Annotated in this window: 17 protein-coding genes; 5 read left to right on the forward strand and 12 right to left on the reverse strand. The window is 72.7% G+C overall.

The window, feature by feature from the left end:
* Positions 1-36: 36 nt before the first annotated feature.
* Positions 37-3,018, reverse strand: coding sequence for a M14 family zinc carboxypeptidase (locus I601_RS00315; protein WP_157519783.1), 2,982 nt, complete (start codon positions 3,016-3,018; stop codon positions 37-39).
* Between the two features lie 224 nt (positions 3,019-3,242).
* Between I601_RS00315 and I601_RS00320 the strand changes: the two genes are divergently transcribed.
* Complete coding sequence (locus I601_RS00320; RefSeq protein ID WP_068104997.1) at positions 3,243-3,920, forward strand: TIGR00266 family protein; 678 nt, start codon at positions 3,243-3,245, stop codon at positions 3,918-3,920.
* 19 nt (positions 3,921-3,939) lie between these two features.
* Here I601_RS00320 and I601_RS00325 read toward each other — a convergent pair whose 3' ends face one another.
* The 6 genes from I601_RS00325 to moeZ form a co-directional block, all read right to left on the reverse strand.
* Positions 3,940-4,650 carry a lysophospholipid acyltransferase family protein gene (locus I601_RS00325; RefSeq protein ID WP_237089508.1) on the reverse strand — a complete coding sequence of 237 codons (711 nt, stop codon included), beginning with the start codon at positions 4,648-4,650 and terminating at the stop codon, positions 3,940-3,942.
* 37 nt (positions 4,651-4,687) lie between these two features.
* Positions 4,688-5,512 carry a sulfotransferase family protein gene (locus tag I601_RS00330; protein ID WP_068104998.1) on the reverse strand — a complete coding sequence of 275 codons (825 nt, stop codon included), beginning with the start codon at positions 5,510-5,512 and terminating at the stop codon, positions 4,688-4,690.
* A 187-nt stretch (positions 5,513-5,699) separates the two neighbouring features.
* Positions 5,700-7,568, reverse strand: a complete 1,869-nt coding sequence (locus tag I601_RS00335; protein WP_068105000.1) for a SpoIIE family protein phosphatase — start codon at positions 7,566-7,568, stop codon at positions 5,700-5,702.
* Positions 7,569-7,579: 11 nt separating this feature from the next.
* Positions 7,580-8,494: a hypothetical protein gene (locus I601_RS00340; RefSeq protein WP_218917725.1), complete on the reverse strand. Its 915-nt coding sequence runs from the start codon at positions 8,492-8,494 to the stop codon at positions 7,580-7,582.
* Positions 8,495-8,556: 62 nt separating this feature from the next.
* Positions 8,557-9,438 (reverse strand): serine protease family protein, encoded by an 882-nt coding sequence (locus tag I601_RS00345; RefSeq protein WP_068105001.1) that lies wholly within the window; start codon positions 9,436-9,438, stop codon positions 8,557-8,559.
* A gap of 153 nt (positions 9,439-9,591) precedes the next feature.
* Positions 9,592-10,794 (reverse strand): adenylyltransferase/sulfurtransferase MoeZ, encoded by a 1,203-nt coding sequence (gene moeZ / locus I601_RS00350; protein ID WP_068105003.1) that lies wholly within the window; start codon positions 10,792-10,794, stop codon positions 9,592-9,594.
* 287 nt (positions 10,795-11,081) lie between these two features.
* Between moeZ and I601_RS00355 the strand changes: the two genes are divergently transcribed.
* Positions 11,082-11,669: a TetR/AcrR family transcriptional regulator gene (locus I601_RS00355; protein ID WP_068105004.1), complete on the forward strand. Its 588-nt coding sequence runs from the start codon at positions 11,082-11,084 to the stop codon at positions 11,667-11,669.
* A gap of 51 nt (positions 11,670-11,720) precedes the next feature.
* Positions 11,721-11,942 (forward strand): DUF3107 domain-containing protein, encoded by a 222-nt coding sequence (locus I601_RS00360; protein WP_068105006.1) that lies wholly within the window; start codon positions 11,721-11,723, stop codon positions 11,940-11,942.
* A 30-nt stretch (positions 11,943-11,972) separates the two neighbouring features.
* On the opposite strand, the gene I601_RS00365 is transcribed toward I601_RS00360, so the two are convergent.
* Entirely contained in the window at positions 11,973-12,698 is a 726-nt protein-coding gene (locus I601_RS00365) for a ferritin-like fold-containing protein (RefSeq protein ID WP_068105007.1), read from the reverse strand.
* Between the two features lie 203 nt (positions 12,699-12,901).
* On the opposite strand from I601_RS00365, the gene I601_RS00370 reads away from it, so the two are divergent.
* Complete coding sequence (locus I601_RS00370) at positions 12,902-14,377, forward strand: DEAD/DEAH box helicase (protein WP_068105008.1); 1,476 nt, start codon at positions 12,902-12,904, stop codon at positions 14,375-14,377.
* 130 nt (positions 14,378-14,507) lie between these two features.
* Here I601_RS00370 and I601_RS00375 read toward each other — a convergent pair whose 3' ends face one another.
* Both I601_RS00375 and I601_RS00380 read right to left on the reverse strand, forming a co-directional pair.
* Complete coding sequence (locus tag I601_RS00375) at positions 14,508-15,152, reverse strand: L,D-transpeptidase (protein WP_157519785.1); 645 nt, start codon at positions 15,150-15,152, stop codon at positions 14,508-14,510.
* Positions 15,153-15,158: 6 nt separating this feature from the next.
* Complete coding sequence (locus I601_RS00380) at positions 15,159-15,950, reverse strand: ParA family protein (protein ID WP_068105013.1); 792 nt, start codon at positions 15,948-15,950, stop codon at positions 15,159-15,161.
* Between the two features lie 61 nt (positions 15,951-16,011).
* On the opposite strand from I601_RS00380, the gene I601_RS00385 reads away from it, so the two are divergent.
* Positions 16,012-16,803 (forward strand): SDR family NAD(P)-dependent oxidoreductase, encoded by a 792-nt coding sequence (locus tag I601_RS00385; protein WP_068105016.1) that lies wholly within the window; start codon positions 16,012-16,014, stop codon positions 16,801-16,803.
* Between the two features lie 3 nt (positions 16,804-16,806).
* Here the strand turns inward: I601_RS00385 and I601_RS00390 are convergent, their stop codons facing one another.
* A complete protein-coding gene (locus tag I601_RS00390) occupies positions 16,807-17,679 on the reverse strand; it encodes a PHP domain-containing protein (RefSeq protein ID WP_068105019.1) in 873 nt (290 codons plus the stop codon).
* 37 nt (positions 17,680-17,716) lie between these two features.
* Entirely contained in the window at positions 17,717-18,355 is a 639-nt protein-coding gene (locus I601_RS00395) for a DUF6758 family protein (RefSeq protein WP_237089510.1), read from the reverse strand.
* Positions 18,356-18,433 lie beyond the last annotated feature (78 nt).

The raw sequence follows: 18,433 nt of genomic DNA on the forward strand, positions 1-18,433 counted from the left end.
CGTCGTGCAGCGGGCGTTCACCCGCGCTCCGGGTGCTCACCCCAGGCGCAGCACGACCGGTGCGGAGGCGCTGCGCGTGGCGACGTCGTCGCCCTTGCGCACGGCCTTCAGCTTGTGCCGGCCGGTGCCCAGGCGCAGGGTCACCTTGACGGTGCCGTCGTCGCCGTCCGCGATCTCGAGGACCTCGACCCGGGTGCCCTTGTCCTTGACGAGCACGGTGCCGGTGCCCGGCTCACCGTCGACCTCGACGGTGACGGTCACCTTGGCCTTGCGCTTGTTCTTGGCCTGCGCCTCGAGCGTGGTCGTCGAGGTGCCGCGGGTCTCGCCCTCGGGGGCGACGACGGCCTCACCGGCCGGCGCGGCCCACATCAGCGCCCGAGCCGCCTGGCTCAGCCCGCCCTTGGGGTGGGTGCGGAAGAAGACCGAGGTGCCGAAGACCATCGACCTGGCGCCGGTCTCGGCGTCCACCGAGGAGACCACCGAGGCCTTGCCGGCTGCGAAGTCCGGACCGTTGGTGGCGTTGGTGGCCCGCCAGTGACCGGCCAGGTACGGGTTCTCGGCGTCGTAGGTCTGCTCGACCGAGACGTCCTCACCGAGGTCGGTGAAGGAGTAGGCCGGGTAGATGAAGGCGTGGTCCTGCGCGTAGGGGGCGAGCACCGACCCCTCCGGGGTGTCGACGGCGACGATGCCGTTGCCGTTGCCGTTGCCACTCACGACCGTGCCGCTCATCAGCCCGAAGGACACCGCGGCCTCGAAGCCGCGGTTGGTGCGACCCAGCAGGGCGCCACCCTCGTCGACGAAGGACTGCACGGCGGCGCGGGCCACCGAGTCGGCGCCGGGGCTGAAGGTGGAGGCCACCCACAGCACGTCGACGTCGTCCATCAGGGTCGGGTCGGACTCCAGGCTGCTGCTGCTGAGCTGGACCAGGTCGTCGAAGCCGAGCTCGGTCAGCGAGAGCCGGTCGTCCTGGGTGCCGACGTAGCCGATCGTCAGGTCGCTGAGGGCGGTGGTCTCCTCGTCGTCGAGGGCGTCGAGGTCGGCCTCGCTCGCGGGCTCGAGCACGATGCCGTGCTCACGGGCCACCGCGGCAGCGGCGGCGAAGTCGTCGGCGCCGATGACGACGGAGCCGTCAGCCAGCATCGAGACCGGCACGCTGTCCTCGAGCAGCGCGTTGAGCGCCTGGAAGTCCACGACCCCCGCGACGTCGAAGGTGGTCAGGCCCGGTCGCGACGGCACGGAGGTGGCGTCGGTCGGGGCGCTCACCGGGGTCGTGGCGCCCAGCGGGGCCCCGGTGACCAGGCCGACCTTGTCGACGTCGGCGCCCCAGAGGTAGCTGTAGCTCCACGCCGAGACGTCGTACATCGACGGCACCTTCGACGAGATGTCGTCGCCGAGGTCGAGCAGGCTGTTGGCCAGGCCTCGCAGGGGCTGGTGCATGTCGACGACGTAGGAGCCGGCCGGGTAGGTCGTGCCCCCGACCGTGGTGGCGGCGTCGAGCGTGGCGACCTCGATCTCGTGCATCAGCAGCTGCTCGACCAACGAGGTCGCGTCGCGCGCCGAGCGCTGGCCCTTGCCCACCGGGATCACGTAGGCGCGCGGCATGGTCACCGGCTCCTGGTCGTCGACGACGTCCCACAGCGCCTTCCACTGCGACGGCCCGGGCACCGAGGCGATGTTCTCCGTGGTCACGCTCGTCTTGGCCTCGCCGTCCACGCCGCGACGGAAGGTCTCGATCTGGTTCTCGACCATCTCGCGGGCCGCGACCGGGTCGTTGAGGTAGTCGACCATGCTGAGGATGGTCTGGTAGGCGACCGCGGTGTTGACCTCGGCGCGCTCCGGGGTCTGGCGACCACCGCTGGCGCCCCGGGTCAGGGGCAGCTCGACCGTGGTGGTCGCGGCGCCGTAGAACGCGGCGTACTGCGCGGTGAAGATCGGCGGGAAGTCGTCCCAGCCCGACGGGGTGTCGCGGTAGGGGATCTTGATGTGGGCGGTCGCCTCGTCGGTGACCTCGGAGACGATCTCGCCGGTCCCGACGTTGCGGTAGGTGTTGCCGGGGATCGCGGCGTCGACGACGTCCTGCTCCACCTTGAGGGCCAGGGCGTAGTTGTGCGGCAGGATCAGGTCGAACTCGTAGTTCGAGCCGTGCGGCGGGCCGGCGGGCTCGATCTGCAGCACCCGCGTGTAGCCGTGGAAGTCCGCGGCGTAGATCGCCTGGACCGCCTGGGCGGTGCGGATGAAGGACCTCGTCTCCGGGGTCTGGTTGGTGATCAGGTCGCGGTTGGGGTCCAGGCCCACGGCGGTGGCCCGGGTCGCGTTGGTGCGCCCGTCGGGGTTGAGCGACGGCGAGAAGTAGAGCCGGTTGTTGCGCAGGATGCTGCCGACCTCCGACATCGGCGCCGTGGCCAGGTACTCGATGTACTGCATCGCAGCATCGGTGCCCTCCCACTCGTTGCCGTGGATGTTGTTGCTCATCCACACGGGGGTCTTGTACTGGGTGAGCAGCGTGCTGTCGGCCGCGGCGGCGGTGGGGTCGTTCTTGATCTTGTCGCGCCAGGCCGTCTGCTGAGCGGTGTCCTGCTCGCGCTCGGGCGCGGTGACGGTGACCAGGTAGAGGTCCCGCCCCTCGGTGGACTGCCCCACGACCTGGGCGGAGACGCGATCGCTCTTGCCCATCAGCTCCATGAGCTTGGGCGCGATCTCGGGGTGCCCCATGAGGTCGGCGGTGTCGGCGGCGTCGTCGGGGTTGTCACGGTAGAGCCGCAGTGCCGGCTGGTAGGGGTACGACGTGGGCATGTCGATCGGGTCGCCGGCCACCGCGGTCTCCGCGGCGCGCTTGACGACCGCGGCCGTCGTGGGCTCCTCGACCCGGTTCACGGTGCCCGGGCCGCGCCCGGGAGTTTCGTCGGCGCGGGCCGGGGACGACGGTTCGGCCGCTGCAGGCAGTCCGGTCCCGGCCAGGGCCGCGGTGGCAGCGAGCGCCAGGCCCAAGGGGCCGACCAGCGCGCGTGATGTCCTCACAGGTGTGCTCACTTCTCTTCGGGGGACGCCACCCATCGGCATCCCAGACGCTCACCCTGACCGAAGGAAGGTGCGTTGAGAAGGTACGAAACGAGAAGTTAATCAACTGTCTCATCCCCTGGCAAAAACTCTTGCGGACCAAGCGGGTCCAGGGTAAGGACGGATCTCGAACGGATTCCCCGGGTACCCGGGGAATCCGCAGGATCCAGGACTAGGTTGCTGGCATGCAGACCGAGGTCCTCTTCAGCCCCGCCTACGCCACCGCCCGCCTGACCCTGGCCGCCGGGGAGTCGGTGCGGGCCGAGTCCGGCGCGATGCTGGCCATGTCGCCCGGCATCAGCATGGAGACGTCCACGCAGGGCGGGGTGCTCAAGGGGCTCAAGCGCTCCCTGCTCGGCGGCGAGTCGTTCTTCATGAACACCTTCACCGCCCAGCAGGACGGCGCCGAGATGTACCTGGCGCCGTCCCTGCCCGGTGACGTCGTGTCCTGGCCGCTGGACGGCCAGCTGTTCGTCACCTCGGGCTCCTACCTGGCCGCGTCCTCGGGCGTCGAGATCGACACCAGGTGGGGCGGTGGCACCCGGTTCTTCTCCGGTGAGGGCCTGTTCATGCTCCGCCTGGCCGGCCGCGGCGAGGTGGTGCTGTCCTCGTACGGCGCCATCCACCACATCGACCTCGCCCCGGGCCAGACCTGGACCGTCGACACCGGGCACATGGTCGCCTGGACCGAGGGCGTGCAGTACGCCGTGCGCAAGGTCGGCGGCTGGAGGTCGACGCTGTTCTCGGGCGAGGGCCTGGTCTGCGACCTGACCGGGCCCGGTCGGATCTACCTGCAGACCCGCAGCCAGGACGCCTTCCTGTCCTGGCTCATCCCCCAGCTGCCCAAGCCCAGCAGCAGCTGAGCGATCGGGCCCACGTCGCTCAGACGGGGCCGCGCTCGTTGTAGACCCCGGCCTCGGGCTGGCCGCTGAGGGCGGCGATCGCGGCCATCACCTCGTCGGTCAGCTGCCGGCGCGCCCGCCCGGCGGGCATGTCCTCGAAGCGGGCCCCCGGGAGCACGGGCGCACCGAAGCGGACGGTGACCCGCACCGGGCGCGGGAAGCGCGCGCCGACGGGCTGGAGCCGGTCGGTGCCGACCAGCCCGACCGGGACGACCGGGACCCCGGCGGTGAGCGCCAGGTGCGCCACGCCGGTGCGGCCGCGGTAGAGCCGGCCGTCGCGCGAGCGGGATCCCTCGGGGTAGAGCCCGAAGGCGTCGCCGCGGGCGAGCACCTCCAGCGCCGTGTCGAGGCTGCCCCGCGCCGCCCGCGGGTCGTCGCGGTCGACCGGGAGCATCCCCAGGCCCTCGAACCAGGCGCGTTGGGCCGCTCCGCGCAGCCCCGTGCCGGTGAAGTAGTCGGACTTGGCCAGGAACGCCACCTGGCGTGGCACCACGACCGGGATCACCACCGAGTCGACGAACGAGAGGTGGTTGCTGGCCAGCAGCACCCCGCCGGTGGCCGGCACGTGGTGCAGACCCTCGACGTGCGGTCGCCCCAGCGTCCGGAGCACCGGGGGCACCACGGTGTGGAGGGTCCGGTACATCCACTCGCTGGTGCGCCCGCTGGTGCGGTCGCTGCTCGGGTCGCTCACCCGCCCAGTGTGCTGGTTACCGACCGGTCCACCGCTCTCACGGGCGCAGGCCGGCCTTGCGGGCCAGCTTCTCCGCGACCTCGCCCGGGGTCACCTCGTCGGCCAGCAGCCGGCTGGTGGTCCACCCCGAGGTGTCGAGACCGGAGGACGCGCTGAAGGCGCGGTGGTCGTCGGCGAACCGGTCGCGCAGCACCGCGATGTCGTCGGCGGTGGGCGCCTCGGCCTCGAAGTCCGTGCTCGAGGCGCTGCGGGCCAGCGGCTCGAAGCGCTTCTTGTACGGCGGCAGCCCCAGGCGGGCGACGAGGTCCTCGGCGGTCTCGTGCTGCGCCTTGACCATCTGGTGGAAGTCGACGACGTGCACCTGCTCGCTCGGGAAGATCGAGTGCACCCGGGCCAGCTGGGCGCCGTAGAAGCCGCGTGCCACGACGGTGCGGGTGCGCAGGCCCTTGTCGTCCCAGCCCTCGGGGCGGGTGCCGACCCAGGACGGGTCGTAGGGGATGCGCACCGACTCGGCGAAGGTGATCCGCTCCTCGGCCGGCAGCCGGCGGGTCCAGTTCATCACCCAGTGCGAGAAGGCGCGCTCGATCGGGTCGCGGAAGCAGAAGATCAGCGGTACGTCGGGGTTCCAGGCGTGGATGCGTTCCAGCGCCCCCGGCCAGAACAGGTACGACGGCGTCGCGTCGACGCCCATCGTCGCCTTCGACCGGGCCGCGCGCAGCGCGACGTGGTAGTCGCTGAGGTCCGGGCGCTGCCAGTCGCGGGTGTCGTCGTCGAAGAAGTGCCACTCCTTCTGCGGGGCGCGTGTGATGTGCTGGTGGCTGACGAGGACCCGGTAGAGGGTGCTCGTGGCCGCCTTCTGCACGCCCCCGAGGATCAGTCCGATGGGGACGGTGCCGTGGGGTGCCTGCTCGGCCTCGGGACCAGGAATCGTGTGCCTCCTCGCAGCGCGTCCGGGGCCTCCCGGACGGTTGGCGAGCATACGGCAGGGACGGCCCCGCGCGTGGGGACGGGCGCCGGGTCAGGCGTCGGGCCGGTCGTCGGGCCGGTCCTCAGGTGCGGGCGCGCAGCACCAGCAGGACCAGGTCGTCCTCGACGACCCCGACCTCGCCGAGCAGGTGGTCGCACAGCGCCTCGGGGTCCGCGCCTCCCCAGCCGGCCAGCGCACCGACCAGCCAGGCCAGGCCCTCGTCGAGGCCGGCGCCGCGGCGCTCCACCAGGCCGTCGGTGTAGAGCAGCAGGGTGTCGCCGGGACGCAGCCGCAGCCGGTGGTCGCTGCGGGGCGTGTCGGGGTCCAGGCCCAGGAGCAGGTCCGGCGTCTCCTCCAGCAGCCGCACCGTGCCGTCGGCCTCGATCACCAGCGGCGGCGGGTGCCCCGCGTTGCTCCAGTGCAGCAGCTGGCCGTCGGGGCCACCGTCCTCGACCACGGCCAGGACCGCGGTGGCGACCTCGCCGACCCCGAGCCCGGCCATCGCCCGGTCCAGGTCGCTGAGCACCCGGGCGGGCAGCGCCAGACGGGCGCTGTAGGCCACGCCGCGGGTGAGGTTGCGCAGCTGGCCCATCGCGGCGGCCGCGACCTGGTCGTGGCCGGCGACGTCCCCGACCATCACCGCCACGGCACCGTCGGGCAGCACGTAGGCGTCGTACCAGTCGCCCCCGACGCGGGCCTTCTCCGACGCCGGTTGGTAGCGCACCGCGACCTCGAGGGTCGGCCCGTGCGCCGGGCGGGTCAGCAGGCTGCGCTGCAGCGCCTCGGAGATCTGCCGGTCGGCCTCGCGGGCGGCCAGCACCTGCAGGCCCTGCCGCAGGGTGCCGGCGAGCGAGCGCAGGAAGTCCACGTAGTCCTCGTCGAGGGCGAGCTGGTCGCTGAGCCGCAGGACGAGGTGCTGCTGGGGCGCCCTGGGGTCGGAGGTCGGGAGCGCGAAGCGGGCGCGGGCCCCCTCCCCCGGGCGCGCGACGCCCTCGAGCGTGAACGCGTCGCGCAGCGCCCCCGGCTCCAGGTCGACCTGCGCGAGGTCCTGCGGGTCGGCCCGGAGCTCCTGCAGCGCCAGCTCGACCAGGGCGGCGGCGCTCGAGGCCTGCGACAGGTTCTGTCCCAGGCGCGTCAGGACCTGCAGGCGTCGGCGAGCCACCACCTGGCGGGTGGTCTCGGTGACGATGTCGACGATGCCCTCGACGCCACCGTCGGGCGCGCGGACCGGCGAGTAGGAGTAGGTGAAGTAGCACTCCTCGAGGAAGCCGGAGCGCTGCAGCGGGACCAGCGCGTCGACGGTCCACGTGGGCTCGCCGGAGGCCAGGACGCCGTGCAGCATCGGGCTGATCTGGTCCCAGACCTCGGGGAAGACGTCCGCCGAGCGCGACCCGAGCGCGCTGGGGTGCTTGTCGGCGATCAGCTCGACGAAGGCCTCGTTGTAGAGCAGCACGAGGTCGGGCCCCCACAGCAGCGCCATCGCGAAGCGCGTGTCGAGCGCCATCGCCAGGGTGCTGCGCAGCCGGGGGCTCCAGGACGCCGGCGCGCCGAGGCAGGTGCGCGCCCAGTCGACCTCCTCGTACGCCGCGCGCAGGGTGCCGGCCAGCTCGAAGAGCGGGTCCCTGCTCGGGTCAGGCAGGGGTGGGCGCGGCTCGAAGAACGCAGCGCCGAGGTCGACCGACCCGGACGGGCGCAGCGCGGTGCCCTCCTCCAGGTAGGCCTGCCGTGCCTCGGCGTCGTGGCTGGGCGGCAGCGAGCCGTCGGCGCGCACCACGCGCCACCACGCGACGGCGGCGCCGTGGGTGGCCATCACGTTGCCGACCCGGCGCGGTCCGTAGCGGCCCACGGCCTCGGCGATGGCGCCGTACGTCGTCACGCGCCCCCGCGGCACCTGCTCCACGCAGGCGAGCACGTCCTCGACGTACCGCTCGGGATCCTCTGGGTGCCGCACGCGGCCAGAACCTACCCCAGCGGGAGTGCCGAGAACGGCTCGGTGCCGCTCGCCAGGCGCAGGCCGGGGATGCCGGAGTGCCGGCGGGCGAAGTCCAGCTCGGAGGCCAGGTCGCCGACGCCGTTGGACAGCGGCAGCGGGGCGAGGGCCACGGTGGACAGGGTGCCGAACGCGGCGCCGTCGGCGTCGAGGAACCCGCTGCCGGAGTCCCCGGGGATGCCCGGGGTCAGCGTGTAGACGTCCCAGCTCCAGTCGCCGGACCCGCCGAGGGAGAACCCGTACTTCGGGGAGAGCAGCGCGGTGGGGCGCAGGCTGGACTGTCCGTAGCTGTAGACCGGCGAGCCGGCGGGGGCGCCGGTGCGCGAGAGCCCGGTCGGGCCGCCGAAGAACGGCACGGTGGGGTTGACCCGGTCGACGTGGCGGCGCTGCACCTTGACCAGCGCGAAGTCGTTGTAGTCGCAGGTGTCGGCGTCGGTGGTGCCCAGCCGCGCCATCGTGTCCCAGGAGGAGTAGGCCAGGCGGCCCCGACCCACGATGGTCCCGTTGGAGGCGAGGTTGCCGCCTCGGGCGAACTTCACCGTGGTCCCGCGCGGCAGCGTGTCCGTGGTGCACCCGCTGGTGTCGGTGGCCTCCCCCAGGCCGGCGCAGTGGGCGGCGTACCCGACGTAGACGCGGCCGCGCTTGTCGGTGAAGACGAAGTTGGCGGTGCACTGCGCGCCGTCCGTGTACATCTGCACGCCCGGGGTGATGGTCGCCGCCGCGACCGGCGCCCAGCGGTCGTGCCGGCCCGCGGGAGCGGCCTGCGCCTCGGCGCCCAGCGGCCCCACGAGGGCGGCCACGAGGGCCAGCGCCGTCACGACGAGCAGCAGGACGGGGGCAGGGGCCGGCGCCGTGCGGGCACGGGCGGTCCAGGATCGGGTGCGCATGCCCCCTCAACGACCGACGCCCCCGCTCGGCTACGCGAGCGGGGGCGTCGAGCTGATCAGGTTCAGAGCAGGGGCGAGAAGGGCTCCGTGCCCAGGGCCAGCTCGAGACCCGCGATGCCGGAGTGCTGCTGCGCGAACGCCAGCTCCCGGTCGAGGTCGCCGATGTTGTTGGAGGCCGGCAGCGGGGCCAGGCCCAGGGTGGACAGCGTGCCGATGGCCTCGCCGTCCTCGCTGACGAACGCCGAGCCGGAGTCGCCGGGCACGCCCGGGGTCACGGTGTAGAGCGGGTGGCTCCAGCCGTCGTCGCCGGCGCTGTCACCGAGGCTGATGCCGGTGTGGGGCGAGAGCGGCTCGAGGCCGGCGCGCAGGCTGGAGTTGCCGTAGGTGTAGACCCGGTCGCCTGCAGCGGTGCCGTCGGTGTCGATGCCGGTCGGGCCGCCCCAGAACGGGATGCTCGGGTTGACCTTGTCGACGTCGGCGGCGTCCACCTTGACCAGCGCGAAGTCGTTGTAGGCGCAGGCGTTCTCGTCGGTGGTGCCGATGTCGCGCATGGTGCGCCACGAGGAGTAGACCAGCTCGCCGGTGCCGATCGTGGTGCCGGAGCTCAGCAGGCTGCCGCCCTCGGCGAAGTCGACCTTGGTGCCCAGCGGGAGCGAGTCGTTGAGGCAGCCGTTGGTGTCGGTGGCCGCGCCCATGCCGGCACAGTGGGCGGCGTAGCCGACGTAGACGTTGGCGGCGCCGTCGGTGAAGACGAAGTTGGAGGTGCACTGGGCGCCGTCGGTGTACATCTGGGTGCCCGGGGTGATCGCGGCTTCGTCGGCCGGCGCCCAGCTGGGCGCCGCGACGGCGGGGGCCGACGTGGCGGCGGCGGTGCCGAGGCCCGCGGCGGCGAGCACGGCGAGCGCGCTGGTGGTGCGACGGATGGTCGAGCTGGCGGTCTTCATCGGTGCGATGTCCTCCTGGTCGGGGTGGGTGACCTGTCCGAGACGCAGGTCACTTCCTCCCCCGACAACGAGCGACCCCCCGAACGGGTTACGCCCGAGTAGTCACAACGGACTACCCGGGCGCAACGATCGCTCAGGGCGAGGTGGAACGCGTCAGTACGACGGCTGGCTCGGGTCGATCTGGTTCACCCAGGCCACCACGCCGCCGCCGACGTGCACGCTGTCGTCGAACCCGGCGCCCTTGAGGACCGCCAGGGCCTCGGCCGAGCGCACGCCGGACTTGCAGTGCAGGACGATTTGCTCGTCCGCCGGCATCTGCTCGAGCGCGTTGCCGTTGAGGAACTCGCCCTTGGGGATCAGCACCGAGCCGGGGATCTTGTTGATCTCGTACTCGTTGACCTCGCGCACGTCGACCAGCGTGAACTTCCGGGTGCCGGCCTCGCGCTCCTTCAGCATCTGCTCGAGCTGGGTGACCGAGATGGTCGACCCGGCCGCGGCGTCGGCGGCGTCCTCGGAGATCGCGCCGCAGAAGGCGTCGTAGTCGATGAGCCCGGTGACGTCGGCGTTCGGGCCGCACAGCCGGCAGTCGGGGTCCTTGCGGACCTTGAGCTTGCGCCACTCCAGCTCGAGGGCGTCGTAGATGACCAGCTGACCGATGGCCGGCTCACCGGCACCCATGATCAGCTTGATGGCCTCGTTGACCTGGATCGAGCCGATCTGCGCGCACAGCACGCCCAGCACGCCGCCCTCGGCGCAGCTGGGGACCATGCCCGGCGGCGGGGGCTCGGGGTACAGGCAGCGGTAGCAGGGCGCCTCGTCGGACATCGACGGCGCGAACACCGACGCCTGGCCGTCGAAGCGGTAGATCGAGCCCCAGACGTAGGGGATCCCGAGGAAGTAGGCGGCGTCGTTGACCATGTAGCGGGTCGCGAAGTTGTCGGTGCCGTCGACGATCAGGTCGTAGCCGCGGAAGACGTCCATCACGTTGTCGTTGTCGAGCCGCGTCTCGTGCAGCACGACCTCGACGTAGGGGTTCGCCTCGGCGATCGACTCCTTGGCCGAGACCGCCTTGGACTTCCCGATGTCGGACTGGGTGTGGATGATCTGGCGCTGCAGGTTCGACTCGTCGACCTCGTCGAACTCGGCGATCCCGATCGTGCCGACCCCGGCGGCGGCCAGGTAGAGGAGCGCGGGGCTGCCGAGCCCACCGGCACCGATGACGAGCACCTTGGCGTTCTTCATCCGCTTCTGACCCGTCATGCCCACGTCGGGGATGATCAGGTGGCGGCTGTAGCGGCGTACCTCGTCGACGGACAGCTCGGCTGCCGGCTCGACGAGTGCGGGGTAGGTCGTCACTGCTGGGCTCCTCGGTCGGTTCGCAGGGTGTGGTGGTCCTAACAGCCGGGCACCTGGTCCTGTTCCCTGCGGCGTCGCTCCATCGTGGCCGTCGCGGCGCTCCCATCCTGCGGCGTCCCGTCATCCGGACCGTCCCTACCGCGGGGTAGGCTCACGCCGCACGATCCCAGACCACCCCTCCGGACGATCCCGGACGACCCCCGAGGAGAGCAGTCGTGGCAGCTGGCCAGTACGACATCGGGGTAGGGGCGGACGCGCCCGCGAGCGCCCGACCACGCGGGGCCCGGATGCCGCGCCGCGAGCGCCGTGCCCAGCTGCTCGAGTCCGCGCTCGGCGTCTTCGTCGCCTCCGGCTACCACGCCGCCGCGATGGACGACATCGCCGAGCGGGCCGGCGTCTCCAAGCCGGTGCTCTACCAGCACTTCCCCGGCAAGATGGACCTCTACCTGGCCCTGCTGGACACCTCCTGCGACCAGGTCATCGACAACTGCCGCGACGCGCTGGCCTCCACCCAGGACAACAAGCAGCGCGTGGCGGCGACCATGGACGTCTTCTACGACTACGTCGCCAACGACAACGGCGCCTTCCGCCTGGTCTTCGAGTCCGACCTCACCAACGAGGTCGCGGTGCGCCAGATGGTCGACCGGGTGACCAACGAGTGCGCCGCGATGATCGCCGAGGTCATCCGCGAGGACACGGGCCTGCCCGACGAGGCATCCCGGCTGCTGGCGGTCTCCCTGGTGGGAATGGCCCAGGTCAGTGCGCGGTTCTGGCTCAACGACACCGCTGGCATCGACCGCTCCGACGCGGCCGCGCTGATCGCCGGTCTGGCCTGGCGCGGGATCCGTGGCTACCCCAAGGCCGACGAGCACTGATCCAGCAGCACCCCGAGCAACCCCCAGCAGCACCCAACATGAGGAGGACCCGTGGAGGTCAAGATCGGCATCCAGCAGGCGCAGCGCGAGCTCAGCGTCGAGACCGACGAGACGCCCGAGAAGGTGCAGCAGCAGATCGCCGAGGTCGTGGAGTCCGGCGGCGTGCTGACCCTGACCGACACCAAGGGCCGCACCGTGCTGGTCCCCGCCGCCAAGCTCGCCTACGTCGAGCTCGGCACCTCGACGGTCGGCACCGTCGGCTTCCGCAGCTGAGGACCACGCCGAGCGCGTGAGCGGGCCGGTTCAGGCGTCGAGGCCGAGCTCGCTCATCCGCTCGGTGTGCCGCTCGGTGAGCCGGGTGAACAACCGTCCCAGCGCCGCCAGGTCGAGCCCCGGGCGGTCCACTCCCCCGGCCAGCAGCGCCGACAGTGCCTCGCGCTCGGCAGCGACCCGCTGCGCCTGGATCAGGGCCTCACCCATCAGCCGGCGCCCCCACAGCGCGAGCCGACCTCCGAGCCGGTGGTCACTCGCGATGCCGGCCCGCACCCGGTCCACCACGAAGGCGGCGTGCGTGCTCTCCTCCAGCGAGGAGAGCACCAGCTCGCGGGTGCCGGCGTCGAGGTAGGCCGCGATCTCGCGGTAGAAGTCGTCGGCGAGACCGTCCCCGACGTAGGCCTTGATGAGCCCCTCGTACCAGTCCGAGGGGGCGGTGTGCTCGTGGAAGAGGTCCAGGGCGCTGCGGAACGGCGCCATCGCCACGAAGGGGTCGCCACCCAGCTCACGGATGCGCCGGTGCAGCGGCTCCACCCGGTCGATCTCACCGGCCGCCATCCGCGCGATCGCGACCTTGTCCTCCAGCGTGGGCGCCAGCTTGGCGTCCTCGGCGAGCCGCTCGAAGGCCGAGATCTCGCCGTAGGCGAGGACTCCGAGCAGGTCGACGACGGCCTCGCGGTAGGCCGGGTCGGCCAGCGCGATCTCGGCCTCGTGGGCCCGCGAGGCGGGCGTGTCGCCGCCCTGGGATTCAGTCATGCGCGCACCCTACCGATACCCTGGGCCCATCGACTGCTGTGCCGGTGCCGCCACGCGCGGGCACCCGGGCACGGCGCCGAGGCGGGAAACCACCCGCCAGCATGTGCGCGGCAGACGCGCCAGCGAGCTCTCGCAGTCCGCCCGGTCCGCCGCTCCGAGCCATACGGCCCACCGCGGCTGACGACGAAAGCAGAGCACTCAACGTGACCACCTTCCGCGACCTGGGGGTCCTCCCCGGGATCTGCGACGCGCTCGAGCGCGCCGGCATCACCACACCCTTCGCCATCCAGGAGATGACCCTCTCCGTCGCCCTGCAGGGCACCGACCTCATCGGCCAGGCCCGCACGGGCACCGGCAAGACCCTCGCCTTCGGCATCCCGGTGCTGCAGCGCAGCGTCACGCTCAGCGACCCGGCGTACGCCGACATCCCGCAGGGCAAGCCGCAGGCGCTCATCGTGGCCCCGACCCGCGAGCTGGCCCTGCAGGTCTCCAACGACCTCGCCGTGGCCAGCAAGGACCTCGGCCTGCGGGTGCTCACCGTCTACGGCGGCGTGGGCTACGAGCCGCAGCTGGAGGCCCTGCAGACCGGCGTCGACGTCGTCGTCGGCACCCCCGGGCGCCTCATCGACCTCGCCCACCGCGGCGCCCTCGACCTGGGCCACGTGCACGCGCTGGTCCTGGACGAGGCCGACGAGATGCTGGACCTGGGCTTCCTGCCCGACGTCGAGCGGATCTTGAAGATGACGCCGGCGACGCGCCAGACCATGCTGTTCTCGGCCACGATGCCCTCCGCGATCGTCGCGCTGGCGCGCACCCACATGCGCACGCCGATGAACATCCGCGCGGAGTCGTCGTACGAGAACGCGACCGTGCCGCTCACGGCGCAGTTCATCTACCAGGCCCACGACCTCGACAAGCCCGAGATCATCGGCCGCATCCTCCAGGCCAAGGACGCCGAGAAGATCATCGTCTTCACGCGCACCAAGCGTCAGAGCCAGCGCATCGCCGACGACCTGTCCGAGCGCGGCTTCGCGGCCAGCCCGCTGCACGGCGACATGGCGCAGGTGGCTCGTGAGAAGGCGCTGACGAAGTTCCGCGAGGACAAGGTCCGGGTGCTCGTCGCCACCGACGTCGCGGCCCGCGGCATCGACGTGCGCGGTGTCTCGCACGTCATCAACTACACCTGCCCCGAGGACGACAAGACCTACGTCCACCGCATCGGGCGCACCGGCCGCGCGGGCGCCACCGGCATCGCGATCACCTTCGTGGACTGGGCCGACCTGCACCGCTGGAAGATGATCAACAAGACCCTCGACCTGCCCTTCGACTCCCCGCAGGAGACCTACTCGACCTCCGAGCACCTCTTCTCGGACCAGGGCATCCCCGCCGGCACCAAGGGCCGCATCGTGCCCGAGGCGCCGCGCGAGCCCCGCGCCAACCGTGAGGGCGGCCGCGACGGCGGCCGCGACGGGGGCCAGCGCCCCTCCCGCGACCGCAACCGCGACCGCACCCGCAGCCGCTCCGGCGAGGTGGTGGCCGAGGTCAGCACCAACGACGCCGGCGAGAAGGTGGAGAAGCCCGTCGAGGGCGAGGCCACCGGCTCGGGCGCTCCCCGTCGCCGCCGCCGTCGCCGCTCCGGTGGCGGGCAGGGCGGCCAGCCCGCCAGCACCGACGCCTGACCCACACCGCGAGTCGGCCCGGATCTCTCACTGAGTCGGCCTGAAATGACCGCAGGCCCTGAGCCTGCAGGTCACTTCGGGCCGGCTCGGTGGTCTATCTGGGCCGGGTGGGCGGGATATCTGGGCCGGGTCAGGGGACGACGACGACGGTGGTGCCCAGGGGTGCGAAGGCCCACAGGGCCTTGGCGTCGGACCGCTTCTGACGGATGCACCCGTGCGACTGCGGGGTGCCGAGGTCGGCGACGCGCTGGACCGGCGCGCCGTCGTCGATCGGGATGTCGTGGAAGCCGATGGCGGCACCGGACGGACCGCGGGTGAAGCGCACGAACCACTTCATGGTCCCGGAGTCGTCGATGCCCCAGGCGTCCTCGGAGCGCGAGAAGACCTCGTAGCTGCCCGGCTGCAGGTTGTCGCCCAGGCTGCCCGAGACCAGGTACGTCGCCACCGCGGCCTCGTCGGCGTCCACCAGCCAGACCCGCTGGTCGGCCTGGGCGAACACGATGCGACGCCCCTCGCCGGACCCGGCCGGGGCCGGCGCCGGCACGGTCGGCTCGACCGAGACGGCCCGGACGACGGGCTGCGGTGCGGGGACGAGCGCACCACGCGGCGCCGGGTCGCGGGCGACCTCCACCGCCGAGGCGTCCCCGACGTCCTCGCCCGGCAGCAGGCCGACCCCGCCGAGGACGGCCACGCCCGTGACCACCAGGGCGGCGCCGAGCGAGGCGGCCCGGCCGCGCCGCAACCGCGGCCCGGGCTCGAGACGGTGACGCGCCACGACCGGCTACCGCTTCGTCGTCTGCCGGCTGCGCGGACGCTGGGAGCGCAGCACCAGGTTGGCGGCCGCTTCGCGGTAGGCCTTCGCACCCTTGCTGTTGCGGCTCGTGGCCAGGATCGAGCGGCCGGCGGCCGGCGCCTCGGCGAACTTGATGGTCTTGGGGATCGGCGGCTCGACGACCTCGAGGTCGTAGGTCTCGGAGATCGTGTCGAGCACGGTGCGCGCGTGGTTGGTGCGGCCGTCGTAGAGCGTGGGCAGCACGCCCCACACCTCGAGGTCGCGGTTGGTGAAGCGGCGCACGTCGTGCACGGTGTCGAGCAGCTGGCCCACGCCCCGGTGCGACAGGGTCTCGCACTGCAGCGGGACCAGGACCCCGTCGGCGGCGGTCAGCGCGGCCACGGTGAGCACGCCCAGCGAGGGCGGGCAATCCAGGATCACCCAGTCGTAGGTGTCGCCGAGGTCCTCGATGACGCCCTTGACGACGTGCTCGCGGCCGGTGCGGGTGAGCAGGTCGGCCTCGGCCCGCGCCAGCTCGATCGTCGCCGGGAGCAGGGCCACCCCGTCCTCGGTCGAGATGATCACGTCGGCGGCGTCGACGCCGCGGGTGAGGACGTGGTGCACGGACGTCTCGAGGTCCTCGGGGTCGATGCCGAGGGAGAACGTCAGGCACGCCTGCGGGTCCAGGTCGACCAGCAGGACGGAGTGGCCGAGCTCGACGAGCGCGGCGCCGAGGGAGGCCACGGACGTGGTCTTGGCGACGCCGCCCTTCTGGTTGGCGACGGCGAGTGTGGTGGTCATCGCGCCTCATCATGCCGGACTCGGGGCCGCGCCGGGCACTTCCCTCTGTTGTACTGCTGCCATGTCCCGCACCTCGAGCCACGACGGCTCCCGCCGACCGCGTGCCCTGATCACCGGACCCACCGCCGGCATCGGTCACAGCTTCGCCGTCCAGCTCGCCGAGCGCGGCCACGACCTGGTCCTGGTCGCGCGCGACGAGCAGCGCCTGGGCCAGGTCGCCGACGACCTGCGCACCCGCTTCGGCGTGGAGGTGGAGGTGCTGCCCGCCGACCTGGCCGACCGCGAGCAGCTGCACCGGGTCGAGCTCCGTCTCCAGGACCGGTCCGCACCGGTCGACCTGCTGGTCAACAACGCCGGCTTCGGGCTCAAGGGCCGGTTCCTCGACAACGACGTCGACGCCGAGACCGCGATGCTCGACGTCCTCGTGACCGCGGTGATGCGGCTGATGCACGCCGCGCTGGGCCCGATGGTGGAGCGCGGCGGCGGCGAGATCCTCAACGTCTCCAGCGTGGCGTCCTTCCTGCCCCGCGGCTCCTACTCGGCGGCCAAGGCCTACGTGAACAAGCTCGGGGAGTGGGCGGCGGCGGAGTACGGCCCGCAGGGCGTGACCGTGACGACGCTGTGCCCCGGCTTCGTGCGCACCGAGTTCCACGAGCGCATGGACGTCAGCCAGGAGTCGGCGCCCGACTTCCTGTGGCTCGACGCCGACGACCTGGTGCGCACGGCGCTCGCCGACCTCGCGAAGGGGAAGGTGTTCTCGATCCCGAGCGCGCGCTACAAGGTCATCACGGGTGCCGCCAGGCTGGTCCCCGGCGGCCTGCTCCAGCGGCTGCAGGGTCTCGGCCGGAAGTAGCGCTCAGACCGGGCCGGGCGCGTCGCGCCCGGAGGCCAGCGCTGCGGCGGCGGCCAGGTCGAGCAGCCGCTCGAGCTGTTCCGGGGCCGTGGTGTGGCACCCCAGGTCGTGGTCGACCTTGCCGTCGCCGTGGTGGTCGCTGGAGCCGGTGACGACCAGGTCGAGCTCGCGCGCGATCCCGCGCAGCCGCTCCCGGGCGGCGGGAGAGTGGTCCTGGTGGTCCACCTCGATCCCGGCGAGGCCCAGCCCGGCCAGCTCCGCGAGCGCCCGGCCGTCCGGGGACTCGTCGTGCCGGCGCCCCCACACGTGCGCCACCACGGAGACACCTCCCGCCGCGGCGACCAGGCCGATCATGTCCCGCAGCGGCGCGGCGTACCGGTCGACGTACCCCGGGCGGCCGGGGCTCAGGAGCCGGTCGAAGGCCTCGGTGCGGTCGGCGACCACGCCGAGCGCCACCAGGGCGTCGGCGACGTGCGGGCGGCCGCTGGCGGCGCTGTGGCCCGAGACCCGGGCCACGTCGGCCTCGGTCAACGAGATCCCGGCCCCGCGCAGGCCCTCGAGGATGCCCGGCACCCGCGACCTGCGGCCCTCCAGGATGCGCTCGAGCTCCGCGGCCAGCGGCGGGTACGACGGGTCGGGCAGGTAGGCGAGCAGGTGCACGCCCTGCCCGTCGAAGCGGGTGCTGATCTCCATCCCCCGGACCAGGCGCAGCCCCGCGGCGCTCGCGGCACCGGCGGCCTCGTCCCAGCCTGCAGCGGTGTCGTGGTCGGTCAGCGCGAGCACGTCGAGGTCGGCCGCCACCGCGGCGTGCACCAGCTCGGCCGGCGACTGGGTGCCGTCGCTGGCGCGCGAGTGGGTGTGGAGGTCGATGCGCACGCGGCCACCCTAGGCGGGCGCGCCGACGCACTCGCGTTCACCAGGTCGGCGCAGGACCGCTGAAGGGCAGCTCGACGACGACCGGGCCGACCTCGGAGACGTCGCGCAGGATCCACTCGTCGCGCAGCAGCAGGACGGCCGCCGCCGGGCGCACCACGATCCACAACCAGCGCCCGTGCGCCTCACCGGCGAGCACCGACCGGTCCCACTCCCCCGGCGCCGCGCTGGTCGACACCGTCCACAGCGCCACCGGCTGCCGCTCCAGGCGCACCCGCACCTCCGACGGCCCCACGCCCACCTCGCGGCCGGGATCGGCGTGCCCGGTGCCGGCGACCCGCGCGGCGAACCCGGTGCCCGGCTCCTCGCTGACCACGTGCACGTCGACCGGCCCGTCGAGCGCGCTGCTGCCGCTGACACAGGTCATGGTGGCGACCACGCCCTCGTCCTGACCGACCGCGGCGAAGTCGGTGACGCTCCAGCCCGGGCTCAGCGGCCAGGGCAGGAACGTCGGGAACGGCTTGCTGCGCAGCAGGTGCTCGGCGAACCCGTCGTACGACGCCTCGTCGGGACGCCACAGCGCCGCCACCGGCCCGTGCTCGGGGCACGACCACAGGGGGGAACCGTCACCGATCGGGGCGACCGGCGCGGGGCAGCGGGGGCAGGCGGCGCGCAGCACGAGTCCACGGTGACGAGTGGACCCCAGCGCGTCAAGCCCCGTCCAGGGCGCTATCGCTGGGCTCCGGCTTGTGGCACA

The organism is Nocardioides dokdonensis FR1436, assembly GCF_001653335.1.
Classification (GTDB): Bacteria; Actinomycetota; Actinomycetes; order Propionibacteriales; family Nocardioidaceae; genus Nocardioides; species Nocardioides dokdonensis.